At 58.9% G+C, this 18,806-nt stretch carries 17 protein-coding genes; 7 read left to right on the plus strand and 10 right to left on the minus strand.

The window, feature by feature from the left end:
• Positions 1 to 41: 41 nt before the first annotated feature.
• Together cas9 and EU803_RS15605 are read right to left on the minus strand one after the other, a co-directional pair.
• Complete coding sequence (gene cas9, locus EU803_RS15600; RefSeq protein WP_129684517.1) at positions 42 to 3,257, minus strand: type II CRISPR RNA-guided endonuclease Cas9; 3,216 nt, start codon at positions 3,255 to 3,257, stop codon at positions 42 to 44.
• Positions 3,258 to 3,841: 584 nt separating this feature from the next.
• Positions 3,842 to 4,225, minus strand: coding sequence for a nuclear transport factor 2 family protein (locus EU803_RS15605; protein ID WP_129684519.1), 384 nt, complete (start codon positions 4,223 to 4,225; stop codon positions 3,842 to 3,844).
• A gap of 273 nt (positions 4,226 to 4,498) precedes the next feature.
• Between EU803_RS15605 and EU803_RS15610 the strand changes: the two genes are divergently transcribed.
• Complete coding sequence (locus tag EU803_RS15610) at positions 4,499 to 5,545, plus strand: hypothetical protein (RefSeq protein WP_165352870.1); 1,047 nt, start codon at positions 4,499 to 4,501, stop codon at positions 5,543 to 5,545.
• Positions 5,538 to 5,885, plus strand: a complete 348-nt coding sequence (locus tag EU803_RS15615; protein WP_129684522.1) for a hypothetical protein — start codon at positions 5,538 to 5,540, stop codon at positions 5,883 to 5,885. Before EU803_RS15610 ends, EU803_RS15615 begins: the two co-directional genes overlap by 8 nt.
• 2 nt (positions 5,886 to 5,887) lie before the next feature.
• Here EU803_RS15615 and EU803_RS15620 read toward each other — a convergent pair whose 3' ends face one another.
• From EU803_RS15620 to EU803_RS15630, 3 genes are all read right to left on the minus strand, one after another.
• Complete coding sequence (locus tag EU803_RS15620; RefSeq protein ID WP_129684525.1) at positions 5,888 to 6,967, minus strand: hypothetical protein; 1,080 nt, start codon at positions 6,965 to 6,967, stop codon at positions 5,888 to 5,890.
• Entirely contained in the window at positions 6,960 to 8,027 is a 1,068-nt protein-coding gene (locus EU803_RS15625; protein ID WP_129684527.1) for a hypothetical protein, read from the minus strand. The genes EU803_RS15620 and EU803_RS15625 overlap by 8 nt, the downstream gene beginning before the upstream one ends.
• A gap of 205 nt (positions 8,028 to 8,232) precedes the next feature.
• Entirely contained in the window at positions 8,233 to 8,823 is a 591-nt protein-coding gene (locus tag EU803_RS15630; RefSeq protein ID WP_129684529.1) for a VOC family protein, read from the minus strand.
• A 1,166-nt stretch (positions 8,824 to 9,989) separates the two neighbouring features.
• Between EU803_RS15630 and EU803_RS15635 the strand changes: the two genes are divergently transcribed.
• The 5 genes from EU803_RS15635 to EU803_RS15655 all read left to right on the plus strand — a co-directional run bounded on the left by EU803_RS15635 (position 9,990) and on the right by EU803_RS15655 (position 13,283).
• Positions 9,990 to 10,190 (plus strand): hypothetical protein, encoded by a 201-nt coding sequence (locus tag EU803_RS15635; protein WP_129684501.1) that lies wholly within the window; start codon positions 9,990 to 9,992, stop codon positions 10,188 to 10,190.
• Between the two features lie 456 nt (positions 10,191 to 10,646).
• Positions 10,647 to 10,901, plus strand: coding sequence for a hypothetical protein (locus tag EU803_RS15640; RefSeq protein WP_129684531.1), 255 nt, complete (start codon positions 10,647 to 10,649; stop codon positions 10,899 to 10,901).
• Between the two features lie 11 nt (positions 10,902 to 10,912).
• Positions 10,913 to 11,614, plus strand: coding sequence for a hypothetical protein (locus tag EU803_RS15645; RefSeq protein ID WP_129684533.1), 702 nt, complete (start codon positions 10,913 to 10,915; stop codon positions 11,612 to 11,614).
• Entirely contained in the window at positions 11,611 to 11,829 is a 219-nt protein-coding gene (locus EU803_RS15650) for a hypothetical protein (protein ID WP_129684535.1), read from the plus strand. Before EU803_RS15645 ends, EU803_RS15650 begins: the two co-directional genes overlap by 4 nt.
• Entirely contained in the window at positions 11,826 to 13,283 is a 1,458-nt protein-coding gene (locus EU803_RS15655; RefSeq protein ID WP_129684537.1) for a DUF4942 domain-containing protein, read from the plus strand. The genes EU803_RS15650 and EU803_RS15655 overlap by 4 nt, the downstream gene beginning before the upstream one ends.
• 162 nt (positions 13,284 to 13,445) lie before the next feature.
• Here EU803_RS15655 and EU803_RS15660 read toward each other — a convergent pair whose 3' ends face one another.
• The 5 genes from EU803_RS15660 to EU803_RS18830 all read right to left on the minus strand — a co-directional run bounded on the left by EU803_RS15660 (position 13,446) and on the right by EU803_RS18830 (position 18,152).
• Positions 13,446 to 13,955: a hypothetical protein gene (locus EU803_RS15660; RefSeq protein ID WP_129684539.1), complete on the minus strand. Its 510-nt coding sequence runs from the start codon at positions 13,953 to 13,955 to the stop codon at positions 13,446 to 13,448.
• 661 nt (positions 13,956 to 14,616) lie between these two features.
• Positions 14,617 to 15,807, minus strand: coding sequence for a hypothetical protein (locus tag EU803_RS15665; protein WP_129684540.1), 1,191 nt, complete (start codon positions 15,805 to 15,807; stop codon positions 14,617 to 14,619).
• A gap of 21 nt (positions 15,808 to 15,828) precedes the next feature.
• Entirely contained in the window at positions 15,829 to 16,434 is a 606-nt protein-coding gene (locus EU803_RS15670) for a hypothetical protein (protein WP_129684542.1), read from the minus strand.
• Positions 16,435 to 16,776: 342 nt separating this feature from the next.
• Positions 16,777 to 17,403: a glycosyltransferase family 29 protein gene (locus tag EU803_RS15675; protein ID WP_129684544.1), complete on the minus strand. Its 627-nt coding sequence runs from the start codon at positions 17,401 to 17,403 to the stop codon at positions 16,777 to 16,779.
• Complete coding sequence (locus EU803_RS18830; RefSeq protein ID WP_242494395.1) at positions 17,400 to 18,152, minus strand: glycosyltransferase family 4 protein; 753 nt, start codon at positions 18,150 to 18,152, stop codon at positions 17,400 to 17,402. Before EU803_RS18830 ends, EU803_RS15675 begins: the two co-directional genes overlap by 4 nt.
• Positions 18,153 to 18,806 lie beyond the last annotated feature (654 nt).

Raw genomic sequence — 18,806 nt, forward strand, 5'->3', positions numbered from 1 at the left:
AGGATGGGGCTTCATCCGATTCGGCCGAAGGCAGGTATTCCTTACCTTCCGGGCCCGGAATCGCGCAGACGTCCGAGTTCGTCGACCGAAACACGCCGGATCCCCGCCTCAATGGCGGGGCGGGCGGCGATCTGAATCCAATTGAACGGGTCGGTCTTGTCGTTGTTACGCGCATCCGCGTTTGCTTCGTTATGGGGAACGATGAACAGGCCGTTCTTGATGTGCATTTGCTGGACGTGGCCAACGATTGTCTGCCCGCCGCGTTCCAACGCCACCATATCGCCCTTGTGGACCCGCAGAAGCCGTTTCGCCGCGGGGTGGGGCCTGATCATCCCATCGAGGGTATGCGCCTCATAGGTGGTTATGACCTGAGGCATGATCTTGCCGTCGGGCAGGCGCCAGATTTCGAAGCAATGGTTGCTGCCCCCCTGATAGGCCTTGATTGGGTCCCTGGCAGGCACGGGTATCCGCGCCTGAGCCTGCAGGGGTTTGACGATCCGCACCCGGCGGATGCCATGATACGGGCCGGGCTTGCCCGCAAAATCGCGCAATGCATTCTCGAAGTCCTTCCCGGTCTTGTTGGCGGTCGCCGCGCGCAGCGCCTTGCGCAGTTGCGGGTCACGGATCTGGCCGCTTCGACCGGCTTCGTCCAAGAGCTGAGCGGGCTTGACGCTGAGCAAATCGGTCCGGCTGGCAACATATGTGTCATCGACGATGGAATAGGCGGTTTCCTGATGCAACTGCCCGGCGGTGCTGTCGCGACCGTGCTTGCGTCCTTCCTTGTCGATCCGGCCGTGATCGGCGCGGTGACTGACGATGATTCCATCAAGTTGAACGCGCAGGTCGTCGCGGAACCCCTCCCATGGCGGCGGCGTGTCGCGGGCGATGAGCTCGGCGGATTGGCCGGCCTCTTCGCCGCGGCCAGCGGCCCGGCTGATCCGGTTGAGAAGGTTTCGGTCCGTGGCGGCCACGACAGCGGCGTCAATCGCGTGGTGGCGGTGGTCTGTGCGGTTCTTGGCCTTGACGGAACCGCGATCCTTGTCGCTCAGCAGCGAGTTCAACCCCCAATGCCGCCGCAGCATTTCGGTCAGCCGTCCAGGCACGACCCAGACATGGCCGCCTTCGGTAAAGAGCGTGTCCAGATAGGTGCGGGAAATCCGGGCAAGATACTGGGTATCGACCAGCGCGCGATCAAGGAAATCGTTTTCGCCCTCGAACCGTTCCATCGCGTCGGGACCAAAGCGCCAGCGCTTGTTATCGGGCAGGTTCTTCAGGTTGGCCTCGATGGCGTCCCATTTCAGGGTGCCCCCCCAGGCCTCCCATGGGGTCTGGTCGCGCTTTTCGCGGTTGGCCTCGCGCAGGCAAAGCGTTTTGTTGGCAAAGCTGTCATCCAGCGTGCGCGAATAGGGCAGGATGTGATCCACGTCGCAGGAGCCGTCAAAGATCATGGCCGCGCTGATACGCTCGCCCGTATAAGGGCAGAAGCGACGCATCGCGTCATCACGGTTCAGATCTTCCCAAAGCCGCAAGAGCATCCGGTTGCGCCCGTTGTCCTCGATGCCAAGCCCTTCGAGCTTCTCACTCCGCTTCTTTGCCGCTTCGGTCGCTTCGCGGATGTTCCGCATCGCGTCCTTCTTCTGCTGCTCGGACTGCTTCAGTTCCCGCGCCAGTTCCACGACAATCTGGTCGGGCCTGCCATAGGTCTCGATGATCCTGTTGACCAGCCGTCGTAGCTGGTTCAGCCCGATATGCACGGTCGGGTTGGTGATCCGGCCAAAGCGTGTGATCTCGTCGTCGTTTACATCATAGGTGCCGGGAATGACGTGGCGATCGAGCACCTCGCCGTAATAGGGCAAGCGGTCGAGGCATTCGCCCGTGCGTTGGTCCGAATGATGCCAGCCACAGGCGGCGACGGCCTCGGCATAGGTGACGACATTTGCCTTCAGCTTTTCCAGAATACGCGTGGTGGCGGTCAGCCCGAGCCGCCCATAGCCTTCCGGCAGCGGGGCGATGGCGGTGGCCTCGGCGTGGTCCCGGTCGAGGGAATGGGCCTGCATCAGCCAATCGACCAGCGCGGCGTGTTCCGCCTCGCTCTGCACCTTGCGGATACGGGAAATCGCCTCCCATTGTGCATCCGCATTCAGCGTCGACCAGCGTGGACCGAACCGCTCGGGGTGCGTCAGGCTCGCACGGACCGGATCGCAGGCAATTTCATCGCGCACACCCGTTTCCAGTGTGAACCGCTCGCCATCGCGCAGTTTCAGGACCTTCGCAAGCGCGGCTAGTTTCATCGCCATCGATTTCAGCGATGCTGTGGGTTTCTTGTTGTCCAGCGCATGGATGATCTGATCGCGTTCCTCGCGGGTTAAGGGCCGGGTTTCCCGGCCGTCGGCCGTCACGCGCAGCTGGTTCACGGTTTCAAAAAGCACCCGTCGCTGGGTCAGCGGGTGGGCCTTGGGCAGGCGCTCTTCGGCGGTGAACAGGCACAGCCCGACCTTGGGTTCCTTCAGCGGGCGTTGATAGAAGATCTTTTCGAACACCAGATCGCGCAGATCGTCGGTCAATTCTGCATGGTGGCCGGCCTGCGCCGCCCAGAGCTTGTGATACTCCTCCTCCAGATGCCTCCGATCCGGGTAGAAGTCGTAGCCGACCTCCGCCTTGCCATCCGGTCCGTCCCGATTGGCAACAGTGAGGCGGGTGCGCACGCTAGGTACATCGCGCGGGTCGCCGGCCCGCTGCCGGCGCTTGTACAGGAATTCGCCATAGGTGCGGGCCCCGCTGGCAAGGATCGCCTGATCCAGCCGCGCCGTTGCGTCCTTGATCTTGCCGCTCTCGTTGTCGCCCCGGTCCGTCTTGCGGTTGGATTTGAACCCGCGCCGCTGGTTGAGGTGAAACAGCGCCCGCCCCAGATGGGTCAGCGGCAGGGCCTCGTCCAGCCCAGTTGCCCGCAATGCATAGGGGTCGAGCGCCTCCAATGTCTTGGCCTCGGCCGGATCGGCCGGCATGAGTCCCGCATTCGAGAGAACCTTCATCAGCGTGGCGCGGCGGCGCAAGTAACGGTCGCGGCGACGACGCATCGCGCGGGCGGTCCGACGATCAACAGCGAGCGAGGCGCCAGACTTCGGGTCACGGCCATCGGAAAAGATGCGTGCCCCACCTTTGACGACGGCGACGATCCGGGCATTTGCCTCTGCTCCGTCAGTTTCAAAAAGCCACCAGCCGATGGAATTTGTTCCGATGTCGAGACCTAACCGCATAGCACAACCTATTATAAAGCAGACTAAGGATTGACATTAGGACTCGACCAAGCCAATGTCAAGCTCGGGGCTGGACGCTGGCTTGGACATCCACTCTCCCGAAATCCAAACCGGGAATCAGAATGGTGATCGTGCCCAACACGAGGAAACCATATCGGCGTGACAAGGCAGGGTCCACACCCGCCGCCCAGCTGCTAGTTGACTGCGGATTGAGACTAGTCATCCCGCAAAGCAGACTAATTGCGCCTTGACCCGAGCTGCTGGACAGTTACTATTTCCAATGTTCAGAATTCGCGGTCGAGCCGTTAACAAGCTCGAAGTAGCACCACATTGAAGCGCGTCCTACGGGGCGCGTTTCCTCTTTGTCGGGCCTGAGGGCTAGAGATCCAATCTCGCCTTCCGCTGCCAAGGGTTTCTCGCATGCCGCTAATGACCGCTTCTACAAGCCGCTCCGCAGCATTCCGTCGACCGGGTCAACGACAGGTCAGGGCCGGGCTACGACCAGCAGGCCGATCAAAGCCAAAGGGTGGTCGGGGAACCTTCTGCTACGCCGCCGCAAGTCGGCTCTGAGCCCAAATTTGCACTCAAGATTCCAGCGCCAATCGCCGCCGATTTTCTTCGGTGTCATCGAAAACGTGCCACTCTGCCAAGCGATCATCCACAACTATGGCTTTCCAAAGCGCCGGCCCATGTAATCTGATGTCGCTGCAAACCGAATGCCCTGCAACAGCGACAAGATTGTGCTTTGTTTCCATGCGTTCGATCACATTGTAGTAGTCTGGAAAGGCATCGAAAAAACCGCGCCATGCATCGACGCATGCGTTCTTGCCTGAAACCGCATGTCCTGCACTGTCAATAAAGACGTGATCTTCTGTCAATAATTCGGACAAGCCTTCAGCATCACGCCTCGATATACAATCATTGAACAGCCGCACGACTTCGACTGGGGAGTTTCGCTTCGCTTTCATGGTAAAAGATTAGCATGCGCGGGCACGGCGGCAAAGTCCGCACCTTTCCCATTCGTTGGTTTCGAAACTTTGCTGATGCGGCGAATGGCAGCTAAGCGGGTTGCGGTCGCAGCATTCGAGTCGAAGGTCGAGTGACCGCAATGGGCCGCTCACGCCAGTTACGAAATTGGCCCATCCTTATCTATCTCGTGACATTACTTCACTGGAATGATTGTGTATCCACAGCGTCAAGAGTGCTAACGCCGAGCCTAAAACATGATTGATCCTATGATCTTGACCGACCATCAGGTCGCACGAGTAGTAGCCGAGTACGAGACCTTTGTTCGCACCCATCACGAAGGTTGGGAGGTCAGACGCAAACACCACCCTGACCCCGAGAGCGAACGCGCGCGGGTCTCCCGGTCCTTGGATGTTCTGGGGCTCGAAGACGACGTAGACATGTTCATGCGCCGTGTCCATCCGTCGACGGAGCTAGACGACATAACCTTCATCCAGTTCCTGGATGCATACGTCGTTTCTATGAGAAGGGACATGCGAGAGTGTTTGACAGAGGAGCAGGGCCACTTCCTAGAGAAGGTTCATCTCCGTTTCCTCCCCACAGGTCACGCGAACGCCCACTGTGTAAACGCTGACGTAGCGGGCGCCAAGATCCCCTTCTTCGTCGCTTTCATCAACGAGGGGCTATACTTTGCTTTGAACCAGCTTTTCACAGGCTTGATCCTTGAGGAGCTGCAAGGAGAGCTTTCCGACTATCGGCGGGAGGGACATCCTGCATTCGAGGCGGCCATCAGTTTGTTTCTTGAACCGCTTTCAACCAACATCAACGCGGTGCCCCTCGACCTCGGACAAGATGAAGTGACTGGCGAGGTCCAGGCCCATCTGTCTAGCGTGACGACCATTGTTCTCCTGTTCGTTTCCCTACATGAGTTCGCTCATGCTTGGCTTGGCCACCATGAGATTTGCGCCTCTGCGCGTCTATCCATGCTTGCCGAGCGAGCCTCTGACGAATACACGCCCGAAGCTTGGGACCTGGAATACGAGGCGGACGCCTTCGCCTTTCGGGCGTTGATGTCTCGGACCACCACGGTCGAAAGCCAATGGGCACATGGGTTCGTACTCTACCTCTTCTTCGCGTATCTTACAGAGATTGAACGTCGCATTGACGCGCCGCTGTCCATCGACCATCCGCCACCCAAGCTACGTGCAGAATCGATTCTCGCTATTCTCAAGTCAACTTTTCCGGATGCAACACATCTCGAAAGCGATATTCTGAGACTCAATGCTTTGATCACGAAATGGACAGGCCACAATCATGAGTAAATCAATTCAGATCTCAATCCTCTCAGAAAATTCCAAGACGCTCGAAGAGGCAATCGCAGCCGGAGCGTTCCAAGGTCTCGAGGGTTGCGAGATTACTTTGGCTGGAAAGAACCGTGGGATGGGGTTCGGAAGCTCATCCGAGATCTTGATGTTGGCGCTCGGCATCGTCGGCGGGATCCCTGCAGGCGTCATCGCCAACGCAATCTACGACAAGATCAAAGGCAGCAGTGAAGCCGATACGTCGCGCAGACCAGGTGGCTTCACCGTGATGATCGACGGCGAGGCTGCCAATGACCTCGAAGGTTTTGAAGTTCTCCTCAAGCGGAAGATGGGCGAGTGAATTCAGCCCGTCTCGCCGCCGACCGCGTGCCAGAGATCGAGTTCCCGGAACGGTGCCAGCTTGCAGAGGAACCTTGGTCGTTTTTCCGTGAGGTCCGATAGCGCCTGGCCATCAATCGAGTGAACTGGCGTCCCACCTCCCAGGAGCAGGAGCGCGTCCGTCATAAAGTCTTGGACGGTTTTCGGATCATCCTCCACGCCATGAAGTTCGGAGGCGACGCCCATCCCTGTCAGCGCGTCGTGCAACAGGAACAGGGCTGGCGCGACGGACTTTCTGAAATGCCCCGAGATTCGCTGAACCGTCGCGTCATCCGGTGCGGCCTTGCGATAGTCGTCGCCGTGCCAGCGGGCGATGTCTGGCTGCACCACACGCAAATAGGCGCTGCAAAGGTTCAAGAGCCTGATCGCCGGGTAGGGGTAGGTCGTGTCGGTTATACGCTCGCGGGCGAACATCCCTTCAAGCAAGCTGATCGCGGCAAAGACGCCTAGGAGCAGGGCGCGGCCATAAACGGCATGCATCTCTGACGATGTCTGATGTGGACATCCCAGCGACGAGACGAGCTCGTCCTGGAACTCGAAGAGCAGAGCCATCGCAAAACCGTCCGCCTCGAGTTCCGCCATACGTCGAAAGTCGCCGTCCGCGCCCTCCGAGCCGTCTGCGGGCCTGTCCCGGAACTCTGCAGTGTCTCGTGTCAGATAGCGCACATGCCCTCCCGCGACGTGCCCGACCTCGTGTAACAGCAGGAACGCCAACCCTGCTTGGAAAGATACTCCGAGCACCCGCTCCGGGTCCCCGATCAACGAGCCAAGCTCGCTGATATGGTCTTCCAGAAGCGGGCTGCTCAGGTCCGCGTAGGCTTGGCAGAAACGCATCATTTCCGAGACAACACAGTCGTTGACCACGATTTCGAAACGGTCCGAGTTCGGTATGATTGTGGCACCGTAATCGGGTGACGGCTGCACCAGCAGACGGAAGCGGTCCGGCGCGGCATCCTCTACCAGGCCCTCGAGCACTACCTCTGTGACAAAATCAAACGCGCTTTGCAGATAGGACGCAGCGCTGTCGCCCTCGGCGTCAGCCACGGGACAAACCGTCAATACGTCGGGACGAAGCGAAGTAGCGTTCTTCCAGCAACTGGTAGTCTCCAGTCGCCATTTCTTTCCCATGATCATCATGCCAGCGACCCTTCGGGTAGGACAGCCCCTTCGCAACGTAGCCGGCCTCCGACCAGGCAACAGCATGCATATCCACATAAGCTTGCAGTGGACCGCCGACGAGATCCTGAAGTGATCGGGAAACAAGGTTCCCGTAGTTTATCGCCCGGTGCAATGGCGCCGGGTGGCCGTCAGCAGAATACGCGCCATCGGCTTTGCGCGCGTCGTCGATCACCTGTGCGACCATCAACTGTGCAAAGATCAGCTGAAACTGCCACTCAGTTGCGCTCGCTTGATCCCATTGCATCGCAAACGGGTGTTTCTCGTCCATAGCCGCAAGCGATAATTCTAAACCATAAGCATCTGCGTCGAACTCCAGGTCCTGAACTAAGAACCCCTCCGCCGCGGAAACCTCCGGTGTCTTGCTCGTCCTGGCCTCTGTCTCGTCGATCAGGTGCAAACCGGTTTCCGCGTTGACCAGCTTGAGATGTCCCCGCACATGATGCGCGATTTCGTGCACAACCACGTATTCGAGCATGTGCAGGAAAAGGTCTACACAATACTCTGCGCGATCCCCCGAGCAGTCCCAGTCCGACATGCCCGGCACGGAGTCGCAGGATTCCGCCATCCAGGACTGATCGATGTCCTCGGCGATAGGGAACGCGTTTGCAAGAACTCCGGGCAGGTGAGCGATGCTGGCGGCTCGCGTCCAGAGCGCACGGATCAGCCCAACCTCGACTATGATCGCTCGCGCTCCGTCACGCGCATAGGCGATCGCACGACGCCCTGTACCCGCCGTGACCAGGAACGCGATGTCATCAACCCGCAACTCCGGCCGTGTCCGGTTCAAGAGCGCTTTGTTCGTATCGAATACATGGTTAACCATATACAGAAGCCCCGCGTCGCCCTCCCAGTCAGAGTTCTCAGCTAGGAGACCGCCACAGTCCTGCACGACGATGTCTTTTGACCAAATGTCGGCTTTTCTCATCTTAGATGTGTTCCTCATGTCCTCCGGCTTCCTAGGGATCGCTGCAGCAGTTTTGGCCAATTTTGTGTTGACCTTTCCTGAAAGGAAGTGTCGGGAGTTCAGGAACAAGCTAATGCGCGTTTTGAATGATAGAGGCGATCTAGGTGTCGGGCAGTTAGGCCAGTCGGGTTTGAGAAGGGCCAGCATGGCCCCGCACGGGCCCGGGCTAAAGCAGTCCGATCCAGCCCCGGTCCGGGTCGACGTCGGGATGGGGGCCTTCGTCGAAGACTTCGAACATGTCCGCGCCAAGTGCCAGGAACCGAACCTCAACCCACCCCGTTTCGGTGCTGAGCCGATGGCCCGCCACCGGAGCGGCCCCGATGGCCCTGAGCCGCGCTTCCGCGGCCCCGATGTCCGTAGTGCGGATTGCGAAGTGGTCGTGGCCTGAACGGTCAGGAATGCCGTTCTTCATACAGAACTCCAGAGGCCAGCCATCCGGGCCGTCGAAGAAAACGAAACGGACACCATTGTCCCAGAATTCGGGGATATCTCTCGGCCCGTCCGGGGTGAACGACCGGGACAAATGCCCGCCGCGCGCCTGGATCGCAGCGCAGGTCTCGTCAGCATCTGATGCCGCGAAGGCCACATGATCGAGCGGTATCCGGAGCATGCCGCTTGGCGTGTCACCGGTACGGATCACAGCGACAGATTGCTCGGCCAACGCCATGCACCCGTGGTCGTTGGGCACGAACCCAAACACACGGGCCAGCATCTCGCGGGCGGATTCAGGGTCGTCGACAGCCAGCACCGGGATCATGCTTTGCTCCCTTCTTCGATTAGCACAAGCCGCGCGGCCTTGCCGTGCCGGCAACCAACGTTGATGCCGTCTACGGTACTGGCCGTCACCGGTCGCCGGTCCAAGAGGTTGCTGGCGAATTCTCCGAGTGTATTCATGAAGCCCTTCATAGCGAGCCCTCTGCTGAACCGGATGGTTGCGAAGTGTGTGTAGATTTCGCCCCAGCTAGATTTACCGCCCCGACCGGATGCCATGAGAAGGATGCAGTGCGGGTGTTCACGGACCGCTAGGACACTTTGAGCGATCCACTTTTCTTCTCTCTTCATTTCGTACGTGTCAAGTTGGAGGACGAATGTATCGGCGCCATCGCTTTCGACCCTCTCCGTCTCAGTGGCCAGGGTCCTGTCCATCGTCCGGCTGCCGAGACTTATACCAAGACCTGTCACACCTCAGTCCCATTCGGAAATGTGGGCAGGCGCCGCAACCTGCGTGTCTTCGATGATGCTTTCATGGCATGGCGTTCCTGACAGCATGCTTGCGCTCGTCTCGTATGCAATCCCTTCGTTTCACTGCGGTCCGCGCTCCCGAGGCTTTGCCCTGAACCCGGTCCTGTCTCTGCGTCCTGCGGCGATGCCTCCGGCCCCGTTTCCGAGCGGAATCGCGGCCGGAAGCTCGGCGCATGGGTGCAGAGCCAGCCGGTTTCAGCCATTCGGGTCTGGATCGCTCTTGCGGGGGTGCGGCCCTTCGGGGGGCTTTGTTGGGTCTGGCTTGGCGCTGACCGTGGCCGGGTGCGGGGGTCATCTTTGGTTACCCGGTGTCGTCTCGGTCCTTGGGGCAGGGAAGGGCCGGGGTGCCTGGTGGGGGCGGGCCTCGATCTGGATCTGCATGGGCGTGGGGCAGTTTCGGCGCGGGCAGGGAGGGCTGATCCGATCCGGGTGGGGTCTGCTGGGTTGGTTCTGCCTCCGGTCCGGGTGACGCGCTGATGGCTGTGTCGGCGCCGTGGCGTCCCTCCCCTGTTTCTTGAAGATGCAATCTGGCCGACGCGGCCGGGCTGGTCCCTGCGCTGCGCTCCGGCAAGCACAAATACGGCTTCCACGCTGCGCGCGGACCCTCCGCATTTCTGCCTGCATCCCGGCCTTCTCCGTCGGCCTGTTTCGTTTGCATCGAAACAGGAAAGGAACTCCACCATGACTACTCACTACCGCGTCACCACCCCGGTCGAAGGCAAGAACGGCAAGACCTACTTCCGCCAGATCGGGGTCGCCTTCCCGCAGCGCGAAGGCTCGAAGTCCTTCATGAAGATCCAGCTCGAGGCCTTCCCGATCAACGGCGAACTGGTTCTCTTCGAGCCCAAGGACAAGGAGGACGACGAGGGCGTCACCGAGTGAGGCCCTCCCTCCCAGGGCCTCGGGGCGGCGTCAGGCCGCCCCATCCCCTGTTCCAGGGGAGCCCCCCTTCGGGCCGCGAAGGATCGGCGGTGTGCTGGCGCACGAGGGCAGGGGGCTGCCCCGCCGCCGCTGCGCTCTGGCCGGTCAGGCGATCCTGTCGATGGCTGGGGCCGTCGGGGTTCGGACGAGCCGAACGCCGCTCCGTCCCGGTCTTGGGAACCGCCGGTTCCCCCGTAAAGCCCGATGCTGTTCTGACCGGAAGGGGTGTCCCCGGCTTCCTGCGCCTTCGGCTCCGTGCAGCCGGGTGATCCCCCTCCCCATCCGGTCCGGCACCGCGCTTGACGGGCCCCCCTCCTGCTCTCGGCGAGGGCCAGTCCGGCAAGAGAGACACGCGCCAAGGCGCGGCTCGCTTGCCAGACATGCCCAATCTTGGGCGATACAGAGGAGAGGCCACAAATGGCTGCTTACGAATTTGTTCTGTCCACCGACGACGGTCTGGTGACCGTCTACTCCGACGATGTTGCCGAGTTTGCCGAGGCGATGGACACCGAGATTGTCGGGATCAACGTCAACCCGCGCCAGCGCCCGGAATTGCAGGGCCATCCCCGGTTGTCGGGATACGCAGGCCCTTGCTGGGGTGGGACGACCGCAACCGGCGAGCCGATCATCCGCTACGAAGACAGCCATGCGCACCGCGCGCTGTCGATGTGAGGGGGTGGATCATGACTCAGACCCATTTTCACATCGTCATGACCGGCACCTTTCCCGAGGTCTGGTTGACCGATCTTCTGACGGAAAGCCTTGCCGTCCGCGTGGTCGAGGCCCTCAACGCGCGGTTTGGCGATGAAGCCACCCACCGATCCTTCCTCTATCGGACAGAGCGGGGCGAAGCCGTCAGCGGTTGGGAAGGCATGTCGCGCGAGACCTGGCAAAAGATGCATGAGGCCATCAGCGCCGCCTTGCATAGCCAGCCCGCCCTTCCCTTTGAGGCCGTCGAACTAGATGGGCCCTTGCGGGTGTGCTGCGAAACTTGCGGAGGGACGAACGTCAAGCGCGATGCCTTTGCCGAGTGGAACGAGGAGTTGCAGCTTTGGGAACTGGCAGACCTCTTCGACAAAGGGTCTTTCTGCGACGACTGCGGCTGCGAAACCAGTTTGATCGAGGTTGCGATTGATCGCGCCTCGGATGCTTCTCAACAGACGGATGGGGCGGCAGATGCTCCGCCCGACAACGTTCCTGACATTCAAGCGGATCGTGTGTTCCGGGCGGTGCAGCAGCTCTATCCCGACGATGCGGCCGATGTGGGTTTCCTCCTGGCAAACCTCCTTGGCGATCTTCGTCACCTTGCCGACAAGCGCGGGCTGAACTTCGCCCTATGCGACCGCAAGGGATATTCCACCTACCTTGAGGAGAAGGCCGCATGATCGATGTCAGCGCATATTATTCGCAACTGTTCGGCAGCAAGATCACGGGCTTCCGTCTGGAGCCCGACGACTACGGCGACGACCCTTGGCCGACATTTGTACTGGTCACCGCAGACGGCACAACCCTGGAAATGTGCCTGTCCCGCGACCCCGAAGGCAATGGCGGCGGCTTTGCCTTCATCGCGCCTCCGGCTAGTGCGGAGGGCCAGCGATGAACTGCCTTGCGGAAATCCTCGAAGAGGAGGCAGCGCAGGCCGCCCCGCTTCCCGCCCTCACGTCGCGCATCGAAGACATTGTCGCCGCGCGGGATGCCGCCTTGGCCAAGATTCAGGAAGCGGTCGCGACGTTGGACCTCGCCTATGGGCTGTCCAAGGAAGCCGCTGCCTTCGCCAAGAAGGCCCAGCACGGCCGGAAATACAGGGGCTTGGACCGGACCGGCAGCAAACACTATTCGATCATGTTCCCGGATGGCTTCGACGCGGCCCAATCCGTCGAGACCTTCCGCCGCCAGCTGGATGCGTCCGTTTGGACCTATCTCTACGAAGACACCGGCATTCGGGACATGATGGATACGACTGCAGCGCGGGATTTCGACAGAAGCTTGCGGGAGGAGGTGCCGGAGGTCACCGTCGAGAACCTGCGGGCCACATTTGAAACGCTCATGGGCAGCGCTGATCTGATCTTCGCGCGGGGGCTGGCCGTTGCCTTCTCGCGCCTTGATCGCCGGTTCAAGAGCCACGACGCTTTCAAACTCGGGTCGCGCATAATCATTGACCGGGCCTTCTCCGAATATTCGGGCAGCTTCAACCGGACATGGGCCGAAGAGACCATCATCGACGTGGAACGGGTCTTTGCCAAACTGGATGACCAGACCCCCGCCGGTCGGGGCCTCATTCAGGAGATCGACGCCTGCCGCCCCGGATATGGTCCGCAGCAGTCGATCACCGAAAGCACTTACTTCCGCATTCGGGGCTTCAAGAATGGCAACGCCCATCTCTGGTTTGCGCGCGATGACCTGGTCGAGAAGGCCAACCGCATACTCGCCCACTACTATGGCGCAGTCCTTCCCGACGCCGCCGAGAAGGGCGAGGACGCCGCGACGTTTCGGACACGCACGACCCTGCCGAGCCGGGACCTGCAGTTCTATCACACGCCGGCTGCGGCCGCAGCGGCGGTAGTTGATGCAATCTCCTTCCGGGATGGCATGCGCGTTCTGGAACCCAGCGGCGGCGAGGGGCATCTGGTCCGCCCGCTCCTCACCAAGGGCTACCAGGTCACTGCGGTAGAAATCCAAGCTGACCGGGTTGCGAAGCTCCGAGGTCTTGAGGGTCCCAACTGCGATGTGATCGAGGGGAATTTCCTCAACCTGCCCGCCAGTTCGAAGTTTCATGCGGTGGTGATGAACCCGCCGTTCTACGGCACGCATTGGATGGACCATGTCCGCCATGCCTATGATTTCCTCGCGCCCGAAGGTCAGCTGGTCGCGATCCTTCCTGCTTCTGCGCAAGTGGGCGAGACCAACGCGCATCTCCAGTTTCGTCGGTGGGCAGAGAAAGCGAACGGTGGCGGGCGCTGGGGTATGTTTGCGGATTTGCCAGCAGAGAGCTTTGCTGAAGCAGGGACCAACATCAACACGGTGATCTTTCGCATCCGGAAGCGCAGCCGGTGATTTTGGGGAAGCCGCGACAGGTCGGCTTCCCCTAGGCCTTGCGGATGCCTTGGATCGGCTAGGTGAATGGTCCGCTCCGGCCTCATCCCGAAAGACCCCGCACTAGGGCGCCCGATCCGGCTGCATCCGCTTGATCGGGCACATCGTGACAACCGCTTTGGCCTACTGCCCGAAGATCGAAGCCAAAGCCGCCTCGGCCGCAGGTCTCGTGACCGTTGCCCGATTGTCCGCCGTACCGTGATAGGCGGATTTGCCGTTTGCGAGTGGCAGCCCTGCCCAGATCATTGCGAGGTTGTCCAGAAATCCGGTCACGCTCAAAGTTCCGTCGAGAAAGGCGGGGTAGTTCGCGTCTTCGATGAGGAGAATTGCGAACCGATCCTGCAGGTCGGGGGCGAACCTTTCGTCCAGACTTGTTCCCTCACGGCGCACGAGGTCTGCGAGTGTGGACGGGATAAACTGATAACGCCCAATCGCGTGGGGCTGGCCGGGTGTCGCCTCGATCCAGTCGAATATCTCGCGCAGCGTCAGCTCGGTCGGCCTTCGTGCCGGTAGGGCGCGTGCCGCCATGTGGATTGCGTCATATCCAGCCGGACCGGCCTCGGCCCAGGCAATTAGCTCGAGGAGCTGGTCAAGTTCGCTCCTCTGCTGCCGCAAAGCGAAGGTCTGATCCACTGCCTCTTTCCGCGAGGGTAGAGACCTTTCAAACCCGTCGAGGGTTTCCCACTCCGATACATTCCAGCTCCAGTCTGACCGCGCCGAGAAACTCCCGGCGAGCTGAAACCGACCAGTGGACTGCCAGGACGGGGCATCAAGGGCCCGGCCCGCGGCCGGGAAAAGGCCAAGGCCCAGGCTGACCAAGATCCCCAAAATGCTGAAACCGGGTGACGCCAAGGCGGGATGCCGAGGTTCGGTCGCCGGGGCCTTGAAGGTCCCAAAGTGGGACGTCGGCCCTTCGGGCCTCCTAAAGTACCACACGCCTCGCCAACCCGGCGGGAATGTGTTTTTGGAGGTTTGCGCGTCAAGCTGTTGTATTTGCAGAGCTTTGAGGCGCAAAATGTGTCCGATACAGATTGGAGGCTTTGGCCGATTGGCCTGCTTCAGGCAACATCAGGCCAAATCCCAACCGATTTGTCCAGCAAAACCGGACTACACACGGGAATCATCAGGGTGAGCTTGGCATGTTCGCAGGCGGACAAGCAGCCGGACAAGGCCGTAGGTTCTGTTTTGATACAGAAGCGCGACAAAGAGCAGTTCGATGCCCGCACAGCCATAGGCCTTCGACAGAACAGGAGAACCCGACTAAAGCAAAGGATACGGCCCTAGAACTTCAATTCTAGCGGCTGGCTAGCTTTGAAAGCTCTTCGGCAAGGCTGTCCCCAAAAATCGCTTGCATCATCTCAACTGCTTCAGTTGCATTATCGGTCGCGTGAATCGCGACACGGTCAAAGGATGTTGGAGAAGCTCGATTTATCGAGGCGCGAATGTTCCTCTTTATCAAAACGTCTGTGTTCGTCACATGAGGATATCTTTTCCTAAGTTTCTTAGGACTCATTCTGATCGGTAGGGGCCCGGGCACTGCCGCGTCCCTGCAGATAAACGCAACGGTCGGCGCGACAACCTTGCTACAGTATTTTTCGACCCAATCACCGCCGCGCGTTTGATTGATGACACGCTCTTGCTGCGTAGCGGTCAGTCGGATTTCACTCAAAATCTCAAAACGTTCTTCGATGCATTGCCTTGCGATGCCCTCCAGCTCTACCGAGTCGCAGTCTTCCCTCAGGATGAAAAGGGTGAGCCCCTTTGCATCGGCAATCAGACTTTGGGTCCGTGTCTGCTCATGTTTCTGTAGAGCGACCAGAAATGGATGTTGATCTGGCCACCGTACCATCAGATCAGCCGGCATGTTCCATCCATGGTCCTTGAGAATTCCATGCAAAGCTAGAAGCGTGAGAGGATTGGGGAGCTGGCCCCACCTAGCCGAACTAGCAAGACGCCGAAGCTCGCTGGCATAGTCCTTCTTTGTGGCGACCACCGCGTCAACTAGTGCCAAACCATCCGGTAGGCCACATCGGATGCCTTTGTGGTAGCAAAGGTGATAGGCAAAGCTCAGGAACTCGTCAGTCGGGTGCGGCCGATAGAAACCGCGTTCATCCAGCCATCGTCGAGTGAGGAGTTTTTCGGCCAATGCGGGCATGTAGTAGGGCATATCGCGATAGCTCGATCCCTGTTGTCCCGATACTGAGTAGTAGTCGCACTTGACCGTTCCAGGATGACGTGACGCCTGCTGCAGGATTGATTGAATGGCGTCGTCGGCAACTAGATGGTCGATGTCATCAACATAGGCTCGTTCATTTGTGGGGTCCGTCGGGACCTGATCGGCCCAACGCAACACAACATACGGTACTCCCTGAGAGTTCAGGCCTTGATAGAAATCAACTAGGCTCCCGGTGTAAAAGCGCACCGTTCCTTTCCGTAGCATTGCCGCCAGCAAACGAAGGCGGTTTCCGATCGTCCCAAGCGCCATGAGCTTTCCTTCATTGTTCGCTTAGGTTGCTATAAGTCGCAATCGCTTCCTCGTCGATGGACGTTGAGCCAAAAGACGTCGGACGCGCGCTCGAAGTTGGTCATGTGACAGCGGAAAATCTGCCGCTTCAGCAACCCTGCAGCTCCAGTCTTCTACAAGAATGTCCTGAAGTGTCGCTGGCGCCTTTCGAATGAAGTAAGCACATAAGTGCTCCAGCAACCAATCAGTCCGAGGTGCGGTAAACGATGCATATTGCCAGTCGATGACACGGAAGGTGTGACCGAGGGGTGAGCCCTTTAGGAGTATGTTTTCATCGCGGGCATCCACATGATTTACCCCAGAATTGTATAGGGCAACGAGTGCTGGAATGGCGAAGGCTGATGCTTCCAAGTAACCGCCCGGCAGTATCTTTGACAAACTAAGGACATCGCTGAAGTCGCCGATATCCTCGTATACCAATCCCGTTCCAATAACCAATCCGAACCTACGACGCTCAAAGTAACAGTAGGGTTCGGGGACCGGGATGCCGAGCAAGCTAGCTCTCTCGGCGTTCTGGTACTCAGTTTGCGCGTACTTCTTGTAGCGCAACATGGAAGAGACGTTCGACAGAGGAAAGGTCTTGGCCACCAAACTAGGACAATTTTCTGACACCTTCCATCTGTAGACCAACCTTTGGCGAGCGGACTTCAAGACTACTGCTTTGTCGGGCGCGTGCTTCAAGGAGGGATCGATAAGCCCATTGGTGAGACAATCAATGATTTCCGGCTTTGCACCTTTGGCAAAGTGCACAACTAGGCCTGAACCTCTGTTGCGACCGGCCAATGGCAACTTTCTCAAAGGATCTCTTTGTATCATGACTGCATCTCAAAGGTTCATCGCATGACTGTAGCGATCTTTGGTCGGCGACATGGCTTTCGAGTAAGCCAAGTGAAAGCTATCGATGTTGGTTTCTTCAGGATCTATGGGTTCTTAGTTGACAGCTTGGTGCAACACAAAGCGACCGTCTCGATCCAGCAAGTCATGCACCCATTTTCGCTCGGCTTCAAAATCGTGCGGGACTTGCTCAGCGGTCCTATTGCCTGTCAATGAGAGGGAGTCAAAGAAGTCAAAGCCAAACAGGTCGACACTTTCAGCGGGCAATCGTTCCAACAAGTCGATCAACATGAGCCCTGTCGTAGGTCGTGCGCCCAGCTGGCTCATGAGCTTCTGAAAGTGTTCCATCGGAGACAGATAGAACCCCGGACTAGACGCGGTTGCCCAATCCAGACGTTTTCTCTTGTGGCTCATCCAAAGGTAGCGTTGAGCTCCGACGCGGTCGCGCATTGACCTTGAGTTCCGAACCGCCAAGGCATGCCAGTCGGTGTGCGTCCCATGGCTTCTCGCCGATGGAATTGGAGCAGAATTGATGCGGATTACGACGTCAGCGCAATCAATATGGGTCCCTTTGTCACTTTGCGACAGACTTCTCGCGTTGCCGACTAGGGCAACAGACTTTCCACGAAGTTCGTCCGCCAGATCCTCTATCCCTACTGAAAGCTCCGCCAATGTAGATTCTTGGCGCCGTAGCCTTGCCCAATAGAAATCAATCTTATTCATGCAGTTAGCAACCTTCTATAAACTTCAACAAGTTGATCTGCCTCGACCTCAAGTGACATCCTCTCTATCGCAGAGGCTCGAGCCGCGTGGCCCATTTCTCCGCGAAGCTCATCGTCTTCCATAAGCTGGAGCAATTTTGCCTCCAAATCGACGACATCACCGGGCTGATACAAGAGCCCGTTCTTGGGGGTATCAACCAATGTGTCAAATGCTCCTACTCCTCGGGTTGCGATAGTTGGAACACCACTGGCCAACGCCTCCGCGACAGTCAGTCCAAAACCTTCTAGGTGAGATGGAGCGACATAGATCGCCAATTCCCGGTATGCGGCTGGCATGTCCTCCAGCGAGACCTCCGGCTTGAACCCTATTCTGCCCGCTAGGCCCGCTTTCTCTACCCGTTCAACGAGTCCGTCAAAGAAAGAGCGATCTCGCGGAAGCACCCGCCCCATCACGACCGCCGACCAATTTGGGTGATCCGGCAGGAGGCGGCATACCGCTTCGACAAAATCCTGTGTGCCCTTCAACGGCCGAATGCGACCATAGCAACCTATCACCAAGTGCTCATCTGCACTCGCGGCCTCGTTTGACGGGAAGAAGCACTCGATATCAACGCCGTGTGGAATGATGACACAACCGCGCATCATCACGTCGGCATTTACTTGGTTTGTGGCAATGACTTCGTCGCATTTACTGACAAGAAACCGTGTCCAGCCGGTTCGAGTGCGAGGAGATGCCGAAGTGAAAACCACTTTCAACTTGGAGATGCCCAGCCACTTGAGTAGCAGGCCTATGAGTAGGTCGTTGTTTCTGCGAGCGTGCCAAACCCGTAAGCGGCGAGACAGAAACAGTATTCTCCAAAGTGGTAGATGCGGTACATCTGATGGCAAGCCGGGGCCAGTGGCGGCAATTGGAATGCTACTGACTTGTATGGAGACCAGCCGCGCAATGGTTGCTGTTACACCAGATAACCGTCGTTTGAAATTCGGGGCAATGACATCGAGTGTATCGTAAGATTGGGCTGCAGACCTACGCTTCACGTGCCATGACCCCTCTAAGAATGTTCGGGCAAAGTCACCGAACAATAGCAGTTGGGACGTAGGTGCCAAGCGGTACTCCGGCAAAGCGGTATCATTGGTATGAGAACCCAGACTGCATGCCCCTGTCTGATCCAGCGTTCTGCAACAATCCTGGCCGCTGAAAGCCCCGTGACAGGGCATCTCAGGGTGGCAGAATTCAGGCAATCGGGCTTGGAGTGAGAATTTTCCACACCTGTTGGGGTATCGCTTTTGCAAATTGAGAGCTCCCGTTCGTCACGGGGGTTCAACGGAAATGAAACTTGGCCAGGACGCGAAGGCGGCCGCACACAAAAGCTGACACTGCAAAACTGCAGACCTTGGCCGTTG

Source organism: Loktanella sp. IMCC34160 (assembly GCF_004145845.1).
In the GTDB taxonomy this organism is placed as follows: domain Bacteria; phylum Pseudomonadota; class Alphaproteobacteria; order Rhodobacterales; family Rhodobacteraceae; genus SELP01.

Bases quoted from the DNA above. Each gene is read 5' to 3' on its own strand.
- EU803_RS15665 (WP_129684540.1), bottom strand. From the start codon at position 15,807: ATGGCGCTTGGGACGATCGGAAACCGCCTTCGTTTGCTGGCGGCAATG.
- EU803_RS15655 (WP_129684537.1), top strand. From the start codon at position 11,826: ATGAACTGCCTTGCGGAAATCCTCGAAGAGGAGGCAGCGCAGGCCGCC.
- EU803_RS15635 (WP_129684501.1), top strand. From the start codon at position 9,990: ATGACTACTCACTACCGCGTCACCACCCCGGTCGAAGGCAAGAACGGC.
- EU803_RS15650 (WP_129684535.1), top strand. From the start codon at position 11,611: ATGATCGATGTCAGCGCATATTATTCGCAACTGTTCGGCAGCAAGATC.
- EU803_RS15615 (WP_129684522.1), top strand. From the start codon at position 5,538: ATGAGTAAATCAATTCAGATCTCAATCCTCTCAGAAAATTCCAAGACG.
- cas9 (WP_129684517.1), bottom strand. From the start codon at position 3,257: ATGCGGTTAGGTCTCGACATCGGAACAAATTCCATCGGCTGGTGGCTT.
- EU803_RS15645 (WP_129684533.1), top strand. From the start codon at position 10,913: ATGACTCAGACCCATTTTCACATCGTCATGACCGGCACCTTTCCCGAG.
- EU803_RS15675 (WP_129684544.1), bottom strand. From the start codon at position 17,403: ATGAATAAGATTGATTTCTATTGGGCAAGGCTACGGCGCCAAGAATCT.
- EU803_RS15640 (WP_129684531.1), top strand. From the start codon at position 10,647: ATGGCTGCTTACGAATTTGTTCTGTCCACCGACGACGGTCTGGTGACC.
- EU803_RS15605 (WP_129684519.1), bottom strand. From the start codon at position 4,225: ATGAAAGCGAAGCGAAACTCCCCAGTCGAAGTCGTGCGGCTGTTCAAT.
- EU803_RS15625 (WP_129684527.1), bottom strand. From the start codon at position 8,027: ATGAGAAAAGCCGACATTTGGTCAAAAGACATCGTCGTGCAGGACTGT.
- EU803_RS15630 (WP_129684529.1), bottom strand. From the start codon at position 8,823: ATGATCCCGGTGCTGGCTGTCGACGACCCTGAATCCGCCCGCGAGATG.